The 18,789-nt window shown below is 70.9% G+C and carries 16 protein-coding genes; 3 read left to right on the top strand and 13 right to left on the bottom strand.

The window, feature by feature from the left end; genetic code table 11:
• Window positions 1–151 precede the first annotated feature (151 nt).
• The 6 genes from cobT to ABZ855_RS11730 all read right to left on the bottom strand — a co-directional run bounded on the left by cobT (window position 152) and on the right by ABZ855_RS11730 (window position 9,115).
• Window positions 152–3,808, bottom strand: a complete 3,657-nt coding sequence (gene cobT, locus ABZ855_RS11755; protein ID WP_360804797.1) for a nicotinate-nucleotide--dimethylbenzimidazole phosphoribosyltransferase — start codon at window positions 3,806–3,808, stop codon at window positions 152–154.
• Between the two features lie 387 nt (window positions 3,809–4,195).
• A complete protein-coding gene (gene cbiE, locus ABZ855_RS11750) occupies window positions 4,196–5,428 on the bottom strand; it encodes a precorrin-6y C5,15-methyltransferase (decarboxylating) subunit CbiE (RefSeq protein WP_360804794.1) in 1,233 nt (410 codons plus the stop codon).
• A gap of 120 nt (window positions 5,429–5,548) precedes the next feature.
• Window positions 5,549–6,187 carry a GNAT family N-acetyltransferase gene (locus ABZ855_RS11745; RefSeq protein WP_360804791.1) on the bottom strand — a complete coding sequence of 213 codons (639 nt, stop codon included), beginning with the start codon at window positions 6,185–6,187 and terminating at the stop codon, window positions 5,549–5,551.
• A gap of 195 nt (window positions 6,188–6,382) precedes the next feature.
• Complete coding sequence (locus ABZ855_RS11740) at window positions 6,383–7,213, bottom strand: MetQ/NlpA family ABC transporter substrate-binding protein (RefSeq protein WP_360804788.1); 831 nt, start codon at window positions 7,211–7,213, stop codon at window positions 6,383–6,385.
• Window positions 7,214–7,325: 112 nt separating this feature from the next.
• The gene (locus ABZ855_RS11735; RefSeq protein WP_360804785.1) at window positions 7,326–8,084 is read right to left on the bottom strand and encodes a methionine ABC transporter permease; all 759 of its coding nucleotides are present in this window, start codon (window positions 8,082–8,084) and stop codon (window positions 7,326–7,328) included.
• A complete protein-coding gene (locus ABZ855_RS11730) occupies window positions 8,081–9,115 on the bottom strand; it encodes an ATP-binding cassette domain-containing protein (RefSeq protein WP_360804782.1) in 1,035 nt (344 codons plus the stop codon). The genes ABZ855_RS11735 and ABZ855_RS11730 overlap by 4 nt, the downstream gene beginning before the upstream one ends.
• Before the next feature lie 430 nt (window positions 9,116–9,545).
• Between ABZ855_RS11730 and ABZ855_RS11725 the strand changes: the two genes are divergently transcribed.
• Both ABZ855_RS11725 and ABZ855_RS11720 read left to right on the top strand, forming a co-directional pair.
• Complete coding sequence (locus tag ABZ855_RS11725; protein ID WP_006373857.1) at window positions 9,546–9,905, top strand: hypothetical protein; 360 nt, start codon at window positions 9,546–9,548, stop codon at window positions 9,903–9,905.
• A gap of 22 nt (window positions 9,906–9,927) precedes the next feature.
• Entirely contained in the window at window positions 9,928–10,374 is a 447-nt protein-coding gene (locus ABZ855_RS11720; RefSeq protein WP_360804778.1) for a hypothetical protein, read from the top strand.
• Window positions 10,375–10,437: 63 nt separating this feature from the next.
• On the opposite strand, the gene ABZ855_RS11715 is transcribed toward ABZ855_RS11720, so the two are convergent.
• The 3 genes from ABZ855_RS11715 to ABZ855_RS11705 form a co-directional block, all read right to left on the bottom strand.
• A complete protein-coding gene (locus ABZ855_RS11715) occupies window positions 10,438–10,935 on the bottom strand; it encodes a GNAT family N-acetyltransferase (protein WP_360804775.1) in 498 nt (165 codons plus the stop codon).
• 45 nt (window positions 10,936–10,980) lie between these two features.
• Entirely contained in the window at window positions 10,981–11,487 is a 507-nt protein-coding gene (locus tag ABZ855_RS11710; RefSeq protein ID WP_319208104.1) for a sigma-70 family RNA polymerase sigma factor, read from the bottom strand.
• 103 nt (window positions 11,488–11,590) lie between these two features.
• Complete coding sequence (locus tag ABZ855_RS11705) at window positions 11,591–12,799, bottom strand: glycerophosphodiester phosphodiesterase (RefSeq protein WP_360804772.1); 1,209 nt, start codon at window positions 12,797–12,799, stop codon at window positions 11,591–11,593.
• A 340-nt stretch (window positions 12,800–13,139) separates the two neighbouring features.
• On the opposite strand from ABZ855_RS11705, the gene ABZ855_RS11700 reads away from it, so the two are divergent.
• A complete protein-coding gene (locus tag ABZ855_RS11700; RefSeq protein WP_319208433.1) occupies window positions 13,140–13,811 on the top strand; it encodes a lysophospholipid acyltransferase family protein in 672 nt (223 codons plus the stop codon).
• An 83-nt stretch (window positions 13,812–13,894) separates the two neighbouring features.
• Here ABZ855_RS11700 and ABZ855_RS11695 read toward each other — a convergent pair whose 3' ends face one another.
• The 4 genes from ABZ855_RS11695 to argH all read right to left on the bottom strand — a co-directional run bounded on the left by ABZ855_RS11695 (window position 13,895) and on the right by argH (window position 18,700).
• Window positions 13,895–15,418, bottom strand: coding sequence for an MFS transporter (locus ABZ855_RS11695; protein WP_360804769.1), 1,524 nt, complete (start codon window positions 15,416–15,418; stop codon window positions 13,895–13,897).
• Window positions 15,415–15,966 (bottom strand): helix-turn-helix domain-containing protein, encoded by a 552-nt coding sequence (locus tag ABZ855_RS11690; protein ID WP_360804766.1) that lies wholly within the window; start codon window positions 15,964–15,966, stop codon window positions 15,415–15,417. Before ABZ855_RS11690 ends, ABZ855_RS11695 begins: the two co-directional genes overlap by 4 nt.
• An 80-nt stretch (window positions 15,967–16,046) precedes the next feature.
• The gene (locus ABZ855_RS11685) at window positions 16,047–17,018 is read right to left on the bottom strand and encodes an aldo/keto reductase (protein WP_360804763.1); all 972 of its coding nucleotides are present in this window, start codon (window positions 17,016–17,018) and stop codon (window positions 16,047–16,049) included.
• Between the two features lie 251 nt (window positions 17,019–17,269).
• Entirely contained in the window at window positions 17,270–18,700 is a 1,431-nt protein-coding gene (gene argH / locus ABZ855_RS11680; RefSeq protein WP_360804759.1) for an argininosuccinate lyase, read from the bottom strand.
• Between the last annotated feature and the right edge of the window lie 89 nt (window positions 18,701–18,789).

The following is an 18,789-nucleotide window of genomic DNA, read 5'->3' as shown; positions in this document are numbered from 1 at the left end:
GGGTGGGGGTTTTCTCTTCCCCAAGCCCACCCCTTCCCGAAAACTGGGGGCTTTGCCCCCAGACCCCCGTACGTGCGGGTTCGTTGGCGGCTGTGCCCACCCGTTCCGCCCTGCGGAACGACTGCCCACAGCCGCCAGCGTTGGCAAAGGGCTACTTTTCCGTTACTCCTGCCGAGTCGAACGTCGCCACCTCGTGCATCGCCCTCGCCGTGCTCTGGACCAGAGGCAGGGCCAGGAGGGCGCCCGTGCCCTCGCCCAGGCGGAGGTCCAGGTCGACCAGGGGGCGCAGGCCCAGCTTGTTCAGGGCCGCGACGTGGCCCGGTTCCGCGCTGCGGTGGCCCGCGATGCACGCGGCCAGGACCTCGGGGGCGATCGCGCGGGCCACCAGGGCCGCGGCGCCCGCGCTGACGCCGTCCAGGATCACCGGCGTACGCAGTGAGGCGCCGCCGAGGAGGAGGCCGACCATGGCCGCGTGTTCGAAGCCGCCGATCGCCGCCAGGACGCCGATCGGGTCGGCCGGGTCCGGCTGGTGGAAGTCGATGGCGCGGCGGACGACCTCGGTCTTGCGGGCGAGGGTCTCGTCGTTGATGCCAGTGCCCCGGCCCGTGACCTCGGCGGGGTCCGTGTCCGTGAAGACCGAGATCAGGGCCGCCGACGCGGTGGTGTTCGCGATGCCCATCTCGCCCGTGAGCAGGGCCTTGTTGCCGGCCGCCACCAGGTCGCGGGCCGTTTCGATGCCCACCTCGATGGCCGCCTTGGCCTCCTCGCGGCTCATCGCGGGACCGGTCGTCATGTCGGACGTGCCCGCGCGGATCTTGCGGGGCAGCAGGCCGGGGGTGGCCGGCAGGTCCGAGGCGACGCCCACGTCGATGACGCAGACCTCGGCGCCCACCTGGTTCGCGAAGGCGTTGCAGACCGCGCCGCCGCCGAGGAAGTTGGCGACCATCTGGGCCGTCACCTCCTGCGGCCAGGGGGTGACGCCCTGGGCGTGCACTCCGTGGTCGCCCGCGAAGATCGCGACGGCCGCGGGCTCCGGGATCGGAGGCGGGCACATACGGGACAGTCCCGACAGCTGGGCGGAGATGATCTCCAGCATGCCGAGCGCGCCCGCCGGCTTGGTCATGCGCTTCTGCCGCTCCCACGCCTCGCCGAGTGCCTTGGCGTCCAGCGGGCGGATGTTGGCGACGGTCTCGGCGAGCAGGTCGTGCGGCTCCTCACCGGGCAGTGCCCGACGGCCGTACGTCTCCTCGTGGACGACCCACGACAGCGGGCGGCGCTTGGACCAACCCGCCTGCATCAGCTCGGGCTCCTCCGGGAACTCGTCGACGTAGCCGACGCAGAGGTAGGCCACGACCTCCAGGTGCTCGGGCAGTCCCAGCGTCCGGACCATCTCGCGCTCGTCGAAGAAGCTGACCCAGCCGACACCGAGGCCCTCGGCACGGGCCGCGAGCCACAGGTTCTCGACCGCGAGCGCGGAGGAGTACGGGGCCATCTGCGGCTGCGTGTGCCGGCCGAGGGTGTGGCGGCCGCCGCGGGTCGGGTCCGCCGTGACGACGATGTTCACGGGCGTGTCGAGGATGGCCTCGATCTTCAGTTCCTTGAACTGCTTGGCCCGGCCCTTGGGCAGCGACTTCGCGTACGCCTCCCGCTGGCGCGCGGCCAGTTCGTGCATCGTGCCTCGGGTCTCCGCCGAGCGGATCACGACGAAGTCCCAGGGCTGCGAGTGGCCGACGGACGGCGCGGTGTGCGCCGCCTCCAGCACGCGCAGCAGTACGTCGTGCGGGATCGGGTCGCTGCGGAAGCCGTTGCGGATGTCCCGACGCTCGCGCATCACCTTGAGCACGGCCTCGCGCTCGGCGTCGTCGTAGCCGGGGGCGGCGGGGCCGGTGGGCTGCCGTACCTCTTCCGCCTGTTCTGCGGCCGGGTTCTCCTCGCCCTCCGCCAGGTCTTCCCGCGCCTCCTCGTCGGCGGCCGTTGTATCCAGGTCTTCCGCCTGCTGGGCCACCTGCACGGCTTCGGGTGCGGGCTCGACTTCTGCCTCGGGTTCCTCGGGCGGGGCCGGGGCCTCGGTCTCCGCCACCGCCGGGACGGGTTCGGTCCGCGGCGGGAGTACGAGGGCGTGCGGGGGCGTCGGGGCCAGGTGCGGGGCGGTGGGCACGGTGCCGTCCACCGCGATGAACGCACCCACCGGCTGGGCCGGCTGCGGCTCGACGAACGGGGCGGGCTCCTCGGCGGGTTCCGTGAGCTGCTCGGGCACGAGCGCGTCAGCGGTCGCGGCAACGGGTTCCGGGACGGGGATCGCGGGCGCGGCCGGCGTGGGCTCCTCGTCGCTCGGGGTCGTCGGGGCCAGTACCGCGTCGGGCGCCTCTGCCGGTTCTTCCGGGGCCGCGGCGACGGAGGGCTGTGCCTCGACAGAGGTGTGCCCGGCGTTCTCCGGTTCGGGGGCGGGCGCCTCCACCGGTACGGTCTCGGGCTGGGGTTCCGCCGGCGGGGCGACCTCGGTCACCTGAGCGCCGGTGTCCGCCAGTTGGGACACCGGTTCCGTCAGGTGGACGACCGGGGGCTCCTCGGCGGCGGGGGCGGCCGGGGCCTCCTCCACCGGGGCCTCCTCCACGGGGACGGCCGGGGCCTCGACAGGTGCGCCGGGGTCGACTGCCTGCGGGGTGATCTCGAGGGCGGCCTGCGGGGTCGCCTCCGGGGTGATCTGCGGGGTCGCCTCCGGGTGCGTCTCGGGGGCGAACTGTGCCTCCGGTACGACGACTTGCGGGTCCGGCGCCACGGGCGCAACCGGCGCTTCCGCTACGAGCGGCTCTTCCGGCGTGACCGGCGCGGCCTGTACGGGTGCCGCCTCCGGTACGACGACCGGGGCCTCCTCGGGCGCCTGCGCAGCCTGAGCCGCCTCGGGGGTCACCAGAGTCACCGGGGGCGCCGGGAGGTCGCCGTCGGCCTCGGGGCCCGCTCCCTCAGGGTTCGCTGCCTCGGGCATCGCAGCGGGAGGCTCCGGAAGTACGGGCGCCTCGAAGGCGTACGCGCTCTCGGGCGAAGGCGTGGGCATGGCCTCGGGCGTCTCGTAGGCCTCCTGCGGAGCCCCGTACGCGGCCTCCGGCGTTTGCTGGAGCGGCGGTTCGGGGTCTGTCGGCGCCGGGATCTCGGCCGGCTCGGGGGCCGGCTCCGGGGTCGGGGCGGCGATCGGGGTCTCGGCGAGGAGGGGGGCAACCGTTTCCGCGGGGTGCGCCTCCTCGCTCACCAGCAGCGGGGCCGGCGCGGCCTGTACCGCTGCCTGCGCCGGAGCTTGGGCCTGGGCCTGGGCGCCCCAGGGAGCCGCGCCCTGCGGGGCCGGGTCGGCGAGCAGTGGGGGCGCGTCGAGGTACTCGGGGCCGGGGGCCGGCGCCGGTGTGCCGAACTGGCGTACCGGTGCGGGCGCGCCCGCCGGGCCCCGGTCGGCGAGGGAGCGGACCGGGCTCGCGGAGGCGTCGGGGGTGGGCGGGCCGAGGTGCAGCGGGCGTCGGGGCGCGCTCGGCGCCGCCGTCGCGAGGCGGACGGCGCTGAGGTCGACCGAGCCGCTGTCGCGGCCGCTCATCTCGTGCGGACCGGGCTCGTGGACCGCCTCGACGACGGGCGCGGGGGCGGGTGGAGCGACCTCGTTGCCCCACGCGCTCTGGGCGCCCGGGAGCAGCAGCAGGTCTTCGTCCTCGGCGGTGGTCTCGGAGAGGTAGGCGTACGCACCGTGCGCGGGAACGCCCGGCTGTTCCACCATGCCTGCGCTCTCCGGCAGTCCCTCGGCCGGAACCTGGCCGGTGTCGGTCATGCGTACCCCTCGCCCATCGGTTAGTGCTTCTACGACCGGTTCACCCGTAACGGCTCACCGATCGCCCCGTAGTGAAGAACGAGCATGCGTGCCCAGCGGCACGAACGACCCGTCTCCAGAAAGACGACAAAGCCATTAACTGGCATTGTCGCCATCAACTGGCATTCTTGCGGTCGTTCCGTCGTAACGGGAGCTTGATCCGCCACAGTCCGCTGTGGACTGCGCCACGTTGCGCGCCCCACCGGTTCCGCCGTACCACACTCACCCCAAAACGGGCGCGTTTTCCGGACATTGGGCTACGAAGTGCCGGGCCACCGAGTGCGGTACAACGGTCGGCCAGCCTACCTCGCGCAGTACGACAACAGGATCACGGGACGGCAACCGGCGTCAGGGCGCGCGGTCGGGGAGGACTCCACTGAGCAGGAACGCCACGCTCCGCTCCGTCTCCGTCCAGGCGCGGGTATCGAGTTCGACGGACTGGAGGAGGGCGCACTCGACCCGGTAGCCGTGTTCGGTCAGGTCGCGGCCGATGAGTTCGGCGTCGTCGCGGGTCGCCGCGTGGGTCACGATGCGCTGGGGGCGCCGGTCGGCGACCGCGGAGACCACCGCCGCTCCCCCGCCGCCGACCCGGACGACGTCGGGCTCGGGGAGGTTCTCCAGGATGTGCGGGGCCTCGCCGCGCACGATCTGGAGCTGGACGCCGAAGCGGCGGGCGGCGAAGTCGGTGCGGGCGCAGGCCTCCACGTTGCGGTCGACGGCGATGACGGCGGCGCCGCCGCGGGCCGCGTCGGTGGCGAAGGCGCCGCTGCCGCAGCCGATGTCCCAGACGAGGTCGCCCACGCGCGGCCCCAGACGGGCGAGTTGGGCGGCCCGCAGCAGCTCGGTCTCGCCGTCGCCGGGGGCGGGCGGGCCGCCGGCGGTGGAGCTGTGGCCGTACTCCTCGGTGGGCAGGGTCCAGCCGCGCGGGCCCGCCGCCGGGTCGCGGCCGGCGAGCCAGCCGGTGTCGCCGCCTGCGGTGGGGCCGCCGATGACGATGACGACGTTCGGGTCGCGCCAGATGCGGTCGGCGGCCTTGTCGGAGGTGAGGACGGTGATCTGTTCGCGCTCGGTGCCCAGTTCCTCGCAGATGACGAAGGTGCGGTGGACGCCGTCGAGGAGGAGGCCGAGTTCGGCGGGGCCGGCCCCGGGCGAGGTGAGGACGGCGACCTTGGCGTGGGCGCGGCACACGTTGACCGCGCGGCGCAGGGTGCGGCGGTGGGCGACGACCACCTGGGCGTCGTCCCAGGGCATGCCCGCGCGGGCGAACGCGGTGGCCACCGGGGACACGGCGGGGACGACCTCGACCTCCAGGCCGAACTCGGGGTTGCGCAGGGTGCGTACGACACCGAAGAAGCCGGGGTCGCCGTCGGCGAGGACGACGGCGGTGCCTCGATGGCCGGCGATGCGGCGGGCGGCGAGGGCGACGCTGCCGAGGCGGACGCGTTCGGCGGCCGGGGGTACCTCGGGGAGCGCGAGGTGGTGGGCCGCGCCGGCCACCAGGGTGGCGGCGCCGAGTGCGGAGCGCGCCGTGGCGGTCAGGGGCGAGCCGTCCCAGCCGATCACCGTGACCCGGTCGGCCATCGTCGTCAGTCTCCAGAGGTGGTTCGCGCGGGGCATCGTGGAACAGGGACATGCCGTACGGAGTCGGCCGTCACGGGGCTCCGTGAGCGTACCTGGTGTGCCGGCGGCGACCGCCCGCGGTCATTTCCAGTCGGAGTACGAGGTGAAACCGCCGGAGTCGGCCAGTTCGTCGCCCGCTCCCTCGAGGTCCTCGGGGAGCAGGCTCCACACGATGAAGTCGGTGCGTACGTCGGTCCAGGTGCCGTCCTCGGTGCGAACGTGCGCTATACAGGCGCCCCGCAGGACACCTTCGCTGATACAGCCGATCTTCTGGGCGACCTGCTGGGCGGCGGTGTTGTCGGCGGCGGTGCGCAGTTCGACGCGCTCGAACTTCTGGTCGCCGAGCACCCATTGGGAGGTGGCGAGCGCGGCCTCGGAGGCGTATCCCTCGCCGCGCGCCCAGGGGGCGATGACGTACGAGAGCTCGGTGGACCGTATGTGCCAGTCCGTCTTGGAGAGCTGGACGACGCCGACGAGGCGCTGGGTGAGGAACTCGGTGACGGCGAAGTCGAGGCCGCGGCCCTCGGTGCGTTCGGCGGGCGCGTACTCGGTGATCCAGGTGTGGGCCGCGTCCTCGGTGAAGGGCCGGGGGACGTCCGTCCAGGCGGCCACCTGTTCGTCGTTCATCATCTCGGCCAGCGCGGGGATGTCGTCCTCGTCGAGGGGGCGCAGTACCAACCGCTCCGTACTGATGGAGATGTTGGGGAAGGTGCTCGTCATGCGCCACTCCGTAGCCGTCGAATCCTGCAGACCTACAAACCTACGAACGTGCCGGCCTGCTGAACTGCCCAGCATGCAGCATGCGGCCCCGGAACCCCAGCACGGGGTCCACACCGGGTGAGGGCATGGACCCCGTACGTGTCGGTAAGTACCGAGGTGGCGGTCAACGGGTGACAGTTACCGGAGTGCGGCCGATCAGAAGGACGGGATCACGGAGCCGTCGTACTTGTCCTCGATGAACTTCCTGACCTCGGCGGAGGTCAGCAGCTTCGCCAGCTTCGCGACCCGGGGGTCGTCCTCGCTGCCCTCCTTCACCGCGAGGAAGTTGCCGTACGGGTTGTCCTTGGGGGACTCCGAGACGAGGGCGTCCTTCGCGGGCGAGAGGTCGGCCTCGAGCGCGTAGTTGCCGTTGATCACCGCCGCGTCGACGTCGTCCAGGGACCGGGGGGTCTGGGCCGCCTCCAGCTCCTTGAACTTGAGGTCCTTGGGGTTCTTGGTGATGTCGGCGGGGGTCGCCTCGTTGCCCACGCCGTCCTTGAGGGTGATGATCCCGTTCGCGGCGAGCAGTTTGAGGGCGCGCGCCTCGTTCACACTGTCGTTCGGGACGGCGATGGTGGCACCGCTCTTGAGGGCGTCCGCGCTCTTGACCTTGTGGGAGTAGAGGCCGAGCGGCTCCAGGTGGACCGTGACGACCGGCACGATGTGGGTGCCGTTCTTCTTGTTGAAGTCGTCCAGGTAGGGCTGGTTCTGGAAGTAGTTGGCACCCACCGAGCCGTCCTCGGTCGCCGTGTTCGGCGTCACGTAGTCGGTGAACTCCTTGACCTCCAGGTCGAGGCCCGCCTTCTGCGCCAGGTTGTCCTTCACGAAGGTGAGGATCTCGGCGTGCGGGGTGGGGCTCGCGGCGACGACCAGCGGGCCGCTGGTGTCGGAGGAGGCGGAGTCCTTGTCGGAACCGCAGGCCGTCAGGCCCAGGGTGAGGGCTCCGGTGGCGAGGACGGCGGTGGTGAACTTTGTGGCGTTACGCACGAAAAGTGCCTTTCCGTTTGGGTGTGGCTGTCCCCGTGATGGGTGGTACGGGGAAATCTGGGGGTGGGTGGAGGTGGTGAAAGGGGTCGCGCCCGACGGCTGGGGGCGGTCTTCAGGCCGCCTTGCCGACGTCCGCGGTGGCGGGTTCCTCGGCGGAGGTCGCCCTCGGCCCGGACTTCAGCAGCCGGAGCCTGGGTGCCACCCCGGAACCGCCGCCGCGCCGGTGCAGCCTGCGGGCCGCGAAGTCGCCGGCGAACTGGATGACCGAGATGACGACCGCGAGGACGGCCACGGTGATCCACATCAGGCCGGTCTCGAAGCGCTGGTAGCCGTAGCGGATGGCGATGTCGCCGAGGCCGCCCGCGCCCACCGTGCCCGCCATCGCGGAGTAGCCGATGAGGGCGACGACGGTCGTGGTGGCCGACGAGATCAGCGAGGGCAGGGACTCGGGTACGAGGACCCTGCGGACGACGGTCCAGGTGTTGCCGCCCATCGCCTGCACGGCCTCGACGAGCCCGTGGTCCACTTCGCGGACAGCCGTCTCGACGAGGCGGGCGAAGAACGGGATCGCGCCGATGGCGAGCGGCACGATGGCGGCCTCCCGGCCGATCGTCGTACCGGTGATGGTCCGGGTGAAGCTCATCAGCGCGACCATCAGGATGATGAACGGCATCGAGCGGGCGATGTTCACGACCTGCCCGATGACCTTGTTGGCGACGACGTTCTGGAGGAGTCCGCCACGGTCGGTCAGGACCAGCAGGATGCCGAGCGGAAGCCCGCCGACGACGGCGATCAGCGTGGACCAGCCGACCATGTAGAGGGTGTCCCAACACGCCTGCTCCAGCAGGGGTCGCATCTCGGACCAGTTCACTTGGCACCCTCCGTCAGCAGCGGCGACTCCTGGCCCAGCACGTCCAGGTGCAGGCCCTGCTCGCGCAGGAAGCCGATCGGCACGACGTTCTCCTCGTATCCGCCCGGGAGTTCGATGCGCATCCGGCCGACCTGCCTGCCCCCGACGGTGTCCATCGCGGCGCCGAGGATCGAGATGTCGATGTTGTAGGTGCGCGAGAGCTGCGAGATGACGGGCCGGGTGGCCGCGTCCCCCTGGAAGGTGACGTCGATGACCGTGCGGTCGTCCCCGGAGGCGTCGCCGCTCACCGGGAAGAGCGCGGCGGCCAGTTCGGAGCCGGGCGTGGCGAGCAGTTCACCGACGGTGCCGGACTCGACGATCTGCCCGTTCTCCATGAGAGCGGCCGAGTCGCAGATGGACTTGACGACGTCCATCTCATGGGTGATGAGCAGCACGGTGAGCCCCAACTGCCGGTTCAGGTCGCGCAGTAGCTGGAGGATCGAGCGGGTGGTCTCCGGGTCGAGGGCGCTGGTGGCCTCGTCGGAGAGCAGCACTTTGGGGTCCCCGGCGAGGGCGCGGGCGATGCCGACGCGCTGCTTCTGGCCGCCCGACAGCTGGGCCGGGTAGGCCTTGGCCTGGCCGGAGAGCCCGACGAGCTCGAGCAGCTCCAGCGCCTTGCGGGACCGCTCCTTGCCCGACGTACCGAGGATCTCGAGCGGCAGTTCGACGTTGTCCTGAACGGTCCGGGTGGAGAGCAGGTTGAAGTGCTGGAAGACCATGCCGATACGGCTGCGCGCCCGGCGCAGTTCCCGGCCCGCCCTGGGTCCGCGCCCGGCCAGGGCGGTGAGGTCCTGCCCGGCGACGGTGACCGTGCCGGCGGTGGGGCGTTCCAGGAGGTTGACGCAGCGGATGAGCGAGGACTTGCCGGCGCCGGACTGGCCGATGACGCCGTACACCTCGCCTTCGCGGACGTGCAGGTCGACGCCGTCGAGGGCGGTGACTTCACGACCGCGGGAGCGGTAGACCTTCGTGAGGCCGGACGTGGTGATCACAGGGGTTTCCGTCACTGTCGAGTGCGCGGGCGTGGGTGTGCCCGGACACGGAGGAGGAGGTGCGCGGCTCGGGTCTGTCACGGGCGCGCGGGTGCCGGGTACGAATCAAAGGAGTCGTACGGCTGCGGCGCACGGACATGCCAGGGCGGCTCGCTTCGGGGCGCGAGGCTCAGGGGCTGGTGCGGGGGCCCTCTAGAAGGCGCACATTCGACACAGACAACGAGCACCGGGCGTCAGGGTCGCCTCGGTCGCAAGGGTGCGGCTGCTCGAAGTGGTCATGCGATCAGTAAAGCAGACCTATAGGCGCGGCCAAGAATACGTGTCTCACGGCTGTCCATATTTCGGACAGCCGTTACGGGCGGCCGCTCGGCCGGCGCGAGCCCGCGGGGCCGACCGCACCAGGTCTTTTGGCCCGTAATAGGGTCACGGCATGCTTGATGCCCTGACGGTGGCGACCGCCGTCGCCGCTCTCGCGCTCGCCGCCTGGTGCGGCTGGGCCGCCTCCCGCGATCAGCCCACCAAGGACTGGCACTTCATCGGCATGGGCGTGGTCACCCTGCTCACCGTGGTCCAGTTGGTCGTCGGGATCGTCCAGCTCGCACGGGGCGAGAAGCCGGAGCAGGGTACGACGATCTTCGTGGCGTATCTGCTGGGCGCGTTGGCGTGCGTACCGGTGACGGGGTTCATGTCGCTCGCGGAGCGCACCCGCTGGGGCTCGGTGACGGTCGCCGCCGGCGGTGTGGTGCTGGCCGTGCTGGAGGTGCGGCTCTATGACATCTGGGGAGGGTGAAGTGGCCACCACGGAGGAGCCCATGACGGAGCCCACAGCTGGGCCCACGGAGGAGAAGCCCGTGCGTAAGCGGCTCATCAGTGGGCCGGGGATGCTGTTGGTCTGGCTGTACGGCGTGATGGTCGTCGGGGCGGTGTCGCGGTCCGCCGTGCAGATCTCCACCGAGTTCGGGCACGCCCCGCTCGCCTACTCACTGTCGGCTGTCGCCGGGGTGGTGTACGGGTTCATCACGTACTCGCTGGTGCGGGGTGGGGAGACGGCGCGGCGCGCTGCGCTGGTCTGTTGCGCGGGTGAGCTCGCCGGCGTGCTGATCGTGGGGACGTGGACGTTGGTTGAGCCGTCCGCGTTTCCCGACTCGACCGTGTGGTCCGACTATGGGGTGGGGTATTTGTTCATCCCGGTGCTGCTGCCGATCTCCGCGATGTACTGGTTGCGCAAGGCTCGGGCGTCTCAGGGGGCGGGTGGCTGAGGGTTCTGCGCGACTGCGGGTTCGCTGTGGCTTGTCGCGCAGTTCCCCGCGCCCCTACGGGGCTCAAGCCGTCGCCGCGTACGTTTCCGCCGGCTTTTCCAGGACGATCATCGGTACGCCGTCGGTGCCCTTGTCCGTGCCCACCGTTTCGTAGCCGACCCGGCGGTACAGCCGCAGGCCCTTGTCGCTGCGGTGGCCCGCGCTGAGCCGGAACCTCTTGGCGCCGCGCTCCTCCGCGAGGGCCGACTCGGCGGCGCGCAGGAGTCTGGCGCCGATGCCGTGGCCCTGGAGGCGGGGGTGGACACAGAGCTTGCCGATGGACGCCGTGCCGTCGGCGTTCGGCGTGCCGCGTACCGAGCCGACCACTTCCTCGCCCAGCCGCGCCACGTAGACGCAGTCCGTGCCGACTTCCTCCCGTACGGAGTCCAGGCTCTGTACGAGCGGGTCGATCCGGTAGTTGCCGTACAGAGCGGCCTCGCTCTGGAAGCACAGGTACTGCAGCCGGAAGATCTGTTCGACGTCCCGTTCCGTCGCCACGGAGATGGTCACGCTCATGCCCATGTGTGCACGCCTCCCGCTCACCTGCTCAGTCGTATGTCCTCACTCCTATCCCCGTGCTTCGCGGGCCGCAACCTCCGGCGTCAGCAATCGACGGAGACATCCCAGGCATCTGGAACGTTCCGGACCAAGACTCCCCTGTGAGATACCCAACTCCCCCGCGATTTCCCTGTAGGTGAGGTCCTTGGGCGAGAGCAGGGCCTCCAGCAGACTCGGGCAGCGACCGGGCAGCCGGCGCACCGCGTCGCGCAGGGCGCGGTGCCGGGCGGCGGTGAGGGCGAGTTGCTCGGGGCCCGGCCCCTCGTCGGCCGCGGGCTCATCGCCGTACGGCCGTTCGACGCGAGCGGTACGACGGTTGCGGCGGGCCTCGGAGCGGACGGCCCGGCGGAGCCAGTTGTGCGGGTCGGCGGGCGGGCCGTCGGACTGAAGGCGTTCCAGGAGGCGGAGCCAGACGGCCTGTTCCAGGTCGCTCGGCTCGGCACCGTAGGCGTACGCCTCCGCCGAGGCCTCGGCGGCGAGCAGCGGGCTGAGGGTGGCAACCATGTCGTGGGTCATATGCGGCACGACGCGGCCGCCCCGGCGGGAGGTTGCCGGAGCGGCCGGTTGTCACCCCAACCGGGGCCGTGCGCTCAGCTGTTGACGCGGCCCCCGGTCCGTCTCAGTCGTTCAGGAAGTCCGCGCGGGCCAGCACACCCGTGTCCGCGTTGTCCGTGAAGACACCGTCGATACCCGTCGCGAAGTACGTCCGGTACGCCCCGAAGACGTCTCCGTACGCGTCCTCGTCCGTGCCCTTGCGGAAGTTCGCCGGGAGGAAGGGGTTCTCGTTGCGCATGGTGTACGGGTGCAGGACCAGGCCCGCCTTGTGCGCGTCGGCGACCAGGGTGGTCGGTGTGGTGAGGGCTCCCGTGGAGTCCTTGGGGATGACCAGGTCGAGGGTCGGGCCGATGCCCTGCGCGTACGAGGCGATCTCCTTCAGCCCGGCCGGCTTGATCAGGTCGGCGACCGTGCGCGGGTCGCCGTTCGTCCTGAAGTCCCAGGGCTGGGTGTTCGCGGCGGAGAGGAGGACGACGAGCGGGTTGTCCACCAGTCGGTTCAGCCGCTGGATGCTGGTCGGCTCGAAGGACTGGAGGATGACCGGCGAGTTCTTCCGGTCCTTGCCGTGCTTCTTCAGGAGCTTCGCGACCCGCTCCTCCAGGCCCAGGCCGAGCGCCCGGAAGTAGGTGGGGTGCTTGGTCTCGGGGTAGATCCAGACCTGCTTGCCCCGCTTGCGGGTCTGCTCGTCCTGCCAGCGCAGGACCTCTTCAAAGGTGGGGATCTCCCAGCGGCCGTTGTAGAGGGTGTTGTGCGGGCGGTTGGCCGGAATCCGCTCGACCGCGCGCAGCCTCTTCAGCTCGGCGAGCGTGAAGTCCTCGGTGAACCAGCCGGTGAGGGAGACGCCGTCCAGCACCTTGGTGGTCCTGCGGCCCGCGAACTCGGGGTGGTCGGCGACGTCGGTCGTCTGGCTGATCTCGGGCTCGTGGCGGCAGACGAGGTGACCGTCCCTGGTGGGCACCAGGTCACCGGCCTCGACGACGTCCGCGCCCAGGTCGAGGGCGAGTTGGTAGGAGCCGAAGGTGTGCTCCGGGCGGTAGCCGCTGGCACCCCGGTGGCCGATGATCGTCGGTACGGGCAGGCTCTTCAAGCCACCGCCTCCATGCTTCCCGCCCTGCCGCGTGTCCGGCCCGGCGCCCTGCGCGTCGGCTCTGGCCGCGCCGGGCAGCCCGAGGACCGCGCCGCCCGCACCCAGCATCGCGGCTCCGAGCAGCTTCCGCCGCCCCGTCGCCGTCGACTCCTCCTGCGCATGCCCGTTCGAGTCCCGCGTGCCCATGAGCGCTCCTCTGCCGCACCGTCATGTGTCCCAAGCGGACCGATCGTAGGTGCGTGTACATGGCGAGAGGGAGGCCTCGGACGGAACACACGGGTGACGCCGGATGTCGGCATCGACGCGGATACGGCGGGCACACGTTCGATGTGCGCCACGCGACTCGCGCGATCTACGTCACACTCGTGGCGGTGCGTCACACAGCCACAACACCGTGCAACCGCAGGTAAACGCGGGTCAACAGTGTGTAAGCAGTGGGTGAACCCGATGTGCACTACCCCCCGAGGCGCGAGTATCGTCCTCACCTGCACAGACTTATACCGATCCCTTGACACCGGAGGGCCCGTTGTCCCGCTTCGCGCTCATCAAGGCACTGCTCGGACCGATCATGCGCCTGATGTTCCGCCCTCGGGTGGAAGGCATGGAGCACATCCCGGGGGACGGTCCGGTGATCCTGGCCGGGAACCACCTCACGTTCATCGACTCGATGATCCTGCCGCTGGTCTGTGACCGGCAGGTCGTGTTCATCGGCAAGGACGAGTACGTCACGGGCAAGGGGTTCAAGGGCCGCCTCATGGCCTGGTTCTTCACCGGCGTCGGCATGATCCCGGTCGACCGCGACGGGGCCAACGGTGGTGTCGCGGCGCTGATGACCGGTCGCCGGGTGCTGGAGGAGGGCCGCATGTTCGGGATCTATCCCGAGGGCACGCGGTCCCCCGACGGGCGCCTGTACCGGGGGCGTACCGGCATCGCCCGGCTGACCCTGATGACGGGGGCGCCGGTTGTGCCGTTCGCGATGATCGGTACGGACAAGTTGCAGCCGGGTGGGGCGGGGATGCCGCGGCCGGGGCGGGTGACGGTGCGGTTCGGTGAGGCGATGGAGTTCTCTCGGTACGAGGGGATGGATCGGGATCGGTATGTGTTGCGGGCGGTGACTGACTCTGTGATGGCTGAGGTCATGCGGTTGTCGGGGCAGGAGTATGTGGATATGTACGCGACGAAGGCGAAGGCGGCATAGTCGCTCGGCTGGGTTGAGCAGAACGTACCGGTGCGTTGCGAACTGCGGGTGCTTCGTGGCTTGTCGCGCAGTTCCCCGCGCCCCTAAAAGCGGCCCTCCAGGCGTTGGCCTTTCAGTAGGGCCCAGGATGCTCCCGCTGCTGCCAGTAGGACCAGGGCGCCCGCGCCTGAGGCCAGGGCTATTCCTTCTGTGAAGGATTCTCGGGCCGCGTTCAAAAGGGGCTCCGCGGTGTGTGGTGGCAGGGTTGAGGCCGTTTCCACTGCGCCGCCCAGGGATTCGTGGGCCTCTGGCGGGGTGCCCGGTGGGGCGGCGAAGTCGCGGTAGGCGCCGGTGACGATCGAGCCGAGCAGGGCGATGCCGAGGGCGGCGCCCAGTTCGTACGCCGTCTCCGAGACCGCGGCCGCCGCACCCGCCTGTTCCTTGGGGACGCCGGCCAGGATGACGTCGGAGGTCACCGTGAACGACAGGCCCGCACCCACCCCCACGAGCAGCAGCGCAGAGCCGAGCATCGGGTAGCCGGTCGACTGGTCCACCAGGGTGAGCGCCCCCAGGGCCAGGCCGATCGCCGCGAGGCCGCCCGAGACCACGGCCCGTACCGAGTAACGCCGGGCCGCCGCACCGGCGAGCAGGCCCGCCATCACCGCGCCGATCGCCGCCGGGAGTTCGGCGAGGCCTGCCTCCAACGGGCCCCGCCCCTGCACCAGTTGCAGATACTGCGAGAGGAAGAACACCAGCCCGGACAGTCCGAGGACGGTCAGCAGGTCGGCGAGCACGGCCCCGCTGAACCCCCGGTCGCGGAACAGCCGCATGTCCAGGAGCGGGACAGGGAGGGCGAGTTGGCGGCGCACGAAGCCGTACAGCGCGCCTGCGCCCATGGCCGCCACGCCCAGCGCCTGCCACGAGAAACCGTGTGACGCCGCCTCCTTGACGCCGTACACCAGGCCGACCATGCCGACGAGCGACAGGGCGACGCTCGGCAGGTCCCACGGGCCCGGGGCAGGGTTGCGTGACTCGGGGAGCAGCCTGATGCCGACCAGGACGAGGACCGCCATGACGGGCAGGTTGATCAGGAAGACCGAGCCCCACCAGAAGTGTTCGAGCAGGAAGCCTCCGACGACCGGGCCGACGGCCGTACCGGCGGAGGCGGTCGCGCCCCAGATGCCGATGGCGAGGCTGCGTTCGCGCGGGTCGTGGAAGAGGTTGCGGATCAGGGCGAGCGTGGCCGGCATCAGGGTCGCGCCCGCGACACCGAGGAGCGCACGCGCCAGAATCATCAACTCGGGTGTCGTCGCATAGGCGTTGAGCACGGACACCGCGCCGAACGCGGTCGAGCCGATGAGCAGCAGCCGCTTGCGGCCGATGCGGTCACCGAGGCTGCCCATGGAGACGAGCAGGCCCGCGATGACGAACGAGTAGACGTCGCCTATCCACAGCAACTGCGTGCCGGACGGCTGCAGGTCCTCGCTGATGTAGGGGGTCGCGAGACCGAGAACGGTCGCGTCGACGGCCACCAGCAGCACGGCCAGCACGAGGACGGACAGCGCGAGCCAGCGGCCCGGACGCCTCCCTTCCTCCGTCGCGTGGGCCGGCTGCAGGGTGCTGGTCATGATTCCTCTCTCCGTAGTGCGCCGCCGAGCAAAAGTTCGACGATCATGTGGTGGAAGTCCTTGGGTGCGCCCTTGCCGCTCTGCACCATCCAGGCCCCGCTGGCCAGCAGGCCGAACAGGGCTTCGGCGAGCCAGGCGGGCGTCAGGTCGATACGGAACTCGCCGTCCCGCTGTCCGCGCCGGAACAGCGCGGAGATACGGGCGTCGGTCCGGGCCCAGCCCTCGTTCTGCTCCTCGCCCTCGAACAGCTGGTTCTCGGTGTAGAGAAAGCTGAGCAGTCCGGCGGCGGGCTCGCTCTCACGTACGAGGCGTCGTACGGCGTCGACCGCCGCTCCCTCCTCGAGGCGGGCCGCGTCGAGCGCGGCCTCGCACTCCGCGATGCCCAGCGACTCCAGCGCCCGTACGAGCGCGTCCCGGCCGGCGAAGTGGCGGTGCAGCGTGGCCCGGCTGATTCCCGCCGATTTCGCGACCTCGTCCATGGTCGCGGTGGATTTGCGGGTCAGCAGGGCCGCGGCGGTGCGCAGCACGTGGTCACGATCGACAGCCATGAGACAACCATAGCCCACTTGAGACACTGATGTCTCAGAGTGGGCATGGGCGTCTTACCGTTGCTCGCTCCGCGAGGTTCTCAGTTCCAGGGCAGCTGCCCGCGTCGCTCCCAGTAGGCGCGCGGCTCCTCCGCCAGCGCGGCCAGGCGTGACAGGTGGTCCTCGTCGAGATCGACGACCGCCGCGTGCAGGTTCGAGGCGAGCTGACCAGCCGTGGCCGCGCCGGACAGCACGACCCCGGCCCATGGCTGCCGCAGCACCAGAGCGAGGGCGACGGCGTCCGCGCCGAGCCCCGTCTCCTCGGCAATCGCCCGTACGGCGTCCGGGGCCTGCCCGGCGGCGAGGCGGCCGTTGGCCATGCCCTCCTTGACGATCACCGTCAGTCCGGCGTCGTGGGCCTCGGCCAGCGCGGGCCCGACGGAGGTCTCCAGGACGTTGTACGTCGACTGGACGGTACGGAAGAGGGGCTCGCCGTCGACCGTGACGGCGAGGGCGGCGCGGACGGTGTCGGCCTGGGCGGGGCCCGTGGTGGAGAAGCCGATGGTCAGGCCCGCCGCCGCGGCCTCCGCGAGGCGGGCGTGGAGTTCCTTGTCCGACAGGGCCGGGCTGTCGGGGGTCAGCGAGTGGATCTGGTAGAGGTCCAGCCGGGCGCCGAGCAGTTCGTCGGTCTCGGCGCGCTGACGCTCGTACGTCTGGAGGCTGTGGTCCTTGACCTCGTGCCGCTCGGCGTCGGTGGTCCAGCCGGCGGTGTAGGTGTAGCCCCACTTGCTGCCGATCACGATGTCGTCGACGTCGGGGCGTGCCGTCAGCCAGTCGGCGAGGAACTCTTCGGCGCGGCCGTACGAGCGGGCCACGTCGACGTAGCGCACGCCCTGGGCGTAGGCGGCGTCGAGGAGTTCGTGGGTGCGGGTGCGCAGTGTCTCGACGCTGCGGTTGTCTCCGAGGTCTTCGGCTCGGCCGAGGGTGATGTAGCCGGGGCGGGCTACTGCGGCGAGGCCCAGTCCGAGGTGGCAGGTGGGGGTGGTTGCTGTGGCCAGTCGGGTGAAGGGCATCGCGGGTTCCGTTCGGTCGGTCCGGTGCGGCTTTCGACCAACGTACCCGCGATGAGTTGATGGGGGTTTGCTGCGGATGGGGTGCGGGGTGTTTTTCGCCCCCGCCGCCCCTACCCGTCCCATCCTTCAGGGGCTGTGCCCCTTTGACCCCCTTGCGCCTTCTGGCTCGGGACCTGAGGTGCGTGGGCGGGTGCGGGTGCGTTGTGGCTTGTCGCGCAGTTCCCCGCGCCTCTGAAGGGGCCTGCGGCCCTTCATTTTTTCTTGGCCGTGGCCCATTCCTGCTGGGCTGCCACGTTTGCCTTTACCTCGGTCAGTTGGATTGCCACCGCGCTGGGGGCCGTGCCGCCTCGGCCGTTGCGGGAGGCCAGGGCGCCCTTGACGTTCAGGACCGTGCGGACCTCGGGGGTGAGGTGGGCGCTGATCTTCGCGAACTGGTCGTCGGTGAGGCCGTCCAGCTCCACCCCGTCCGCCTCCGCCGCCTTGACGCACTCGCCGGCGACCTCGTGGGCGACCCGGAAGGGCACGCCCTGCTTGACCAGCCACTCGGCGATGTCGGTGGCGAGGGAGAAGCCGGCCGGGGCCAGTTCCTCCATGCGCTCGCGGTGGACGGTGAGCGTGGCCATCATGCCGGTGAAGGCGGGGAGGAGGACCTCGAGCTGGTCGATGGAGTCGAAGACCGGCTCCTTGTCCTCCTGGAGGTCACGGTTGTAGGCGAGGGGCAGGGCCTTCAGGGTGGCCAGGAGGCCCGTCAGGTTGCCGATCAGGCGGCCGGACTTGCCGCGTGCCAGTTCCGCGATGTCCGGGTTCTTCTTCTGCGGCATGATCGACGAGCCCGTGGAGAACGCGTCGTGCAGGGTCACGAAGGAGAACTCCTTCGTGTTCCAGATGATGATCTCCTCGGCGATCCGGGAGAGGTTGACCCCGATCATCGCCGTGATGAACGCGAACTCGGCGACGAAGTCGCGGGACGCCGTGCCGTCGATCGAGTTGCCCACGCTGCCGTGTTCGAAGCCGAGGTCGTCGGCGACTGCCTCCGGGTCCAGGCCTAGCGACGAACCCGCCAGCGCGCCCGAGCCGTACGGCGACACCGCCGTGCGCTCGTCCCACTGGCGCAGGCGCTCCGCGTCCCGGGACAGGGGCTGGACGTGGGCCAGGACGTGGTGGGCGAACAGGACCGGCTGGGCGTGCTGGAGGTGGGTGCGGCCGGGCATCGCCACGTCCGGGTGGGCCTCCGCGAGGCCGATCAGCGCCTCCTGGAGGTCGGCGATCAGACCGCCGATGATCCGGGCGTGGTCGCGCAGGTACATGCGGAAGAGCGTCGCGACCTGGTCGTTGCGGGAGCGGCCGGCGCGGAGCTTGCCGCCGAGGTCGGGGCCGAGCCGCTCCAGCAGGCCGCGTTCCAGAGCCGTGTGGACGTCCTCGTCGGCGATCGTGCCGACCAGGGTGCCGTCGGCGACGTCCGCCTCGAGCTGGTCGAGGCCGGCCAGCATGCGGGTCAGCTCGTCCTCGGTGAGCAGGCCCGCCTTGTGCAGCACGCGCGCGTGGGCACGCGATCCGGCGATGTCGTAGGGCGCGAGCCGCCAGTCGAAGTGGACGGACGCGGACAGCTTCGCCAGGGCCTCGGCGGGACCGTCGGCGAAACGGCCGCCCCAGAGCCGTACGTCACCGCTGTTGCTGCTCACTTGCGTTGCTCCTCGAAGACAGAAAGGCAGGGGGTGGATGTGCGACCGCCTCCCCACCCGTACGGAGGGGAGGCGGTCGCAACAACCGT

It is taken from the genome of Streptomyces sp. NPDC047042, assembly GCF_040644035.1.
Lineage (GTDB): Bacteria > Actinomycetota > Actinomycetes > Streptomycetales > Streptomycetaceae > Streptomyces.
Note: the sequence above shows the minus strand (reverse complement) of the source record. Positions and strands in the feature narration are given on the sequence as shown.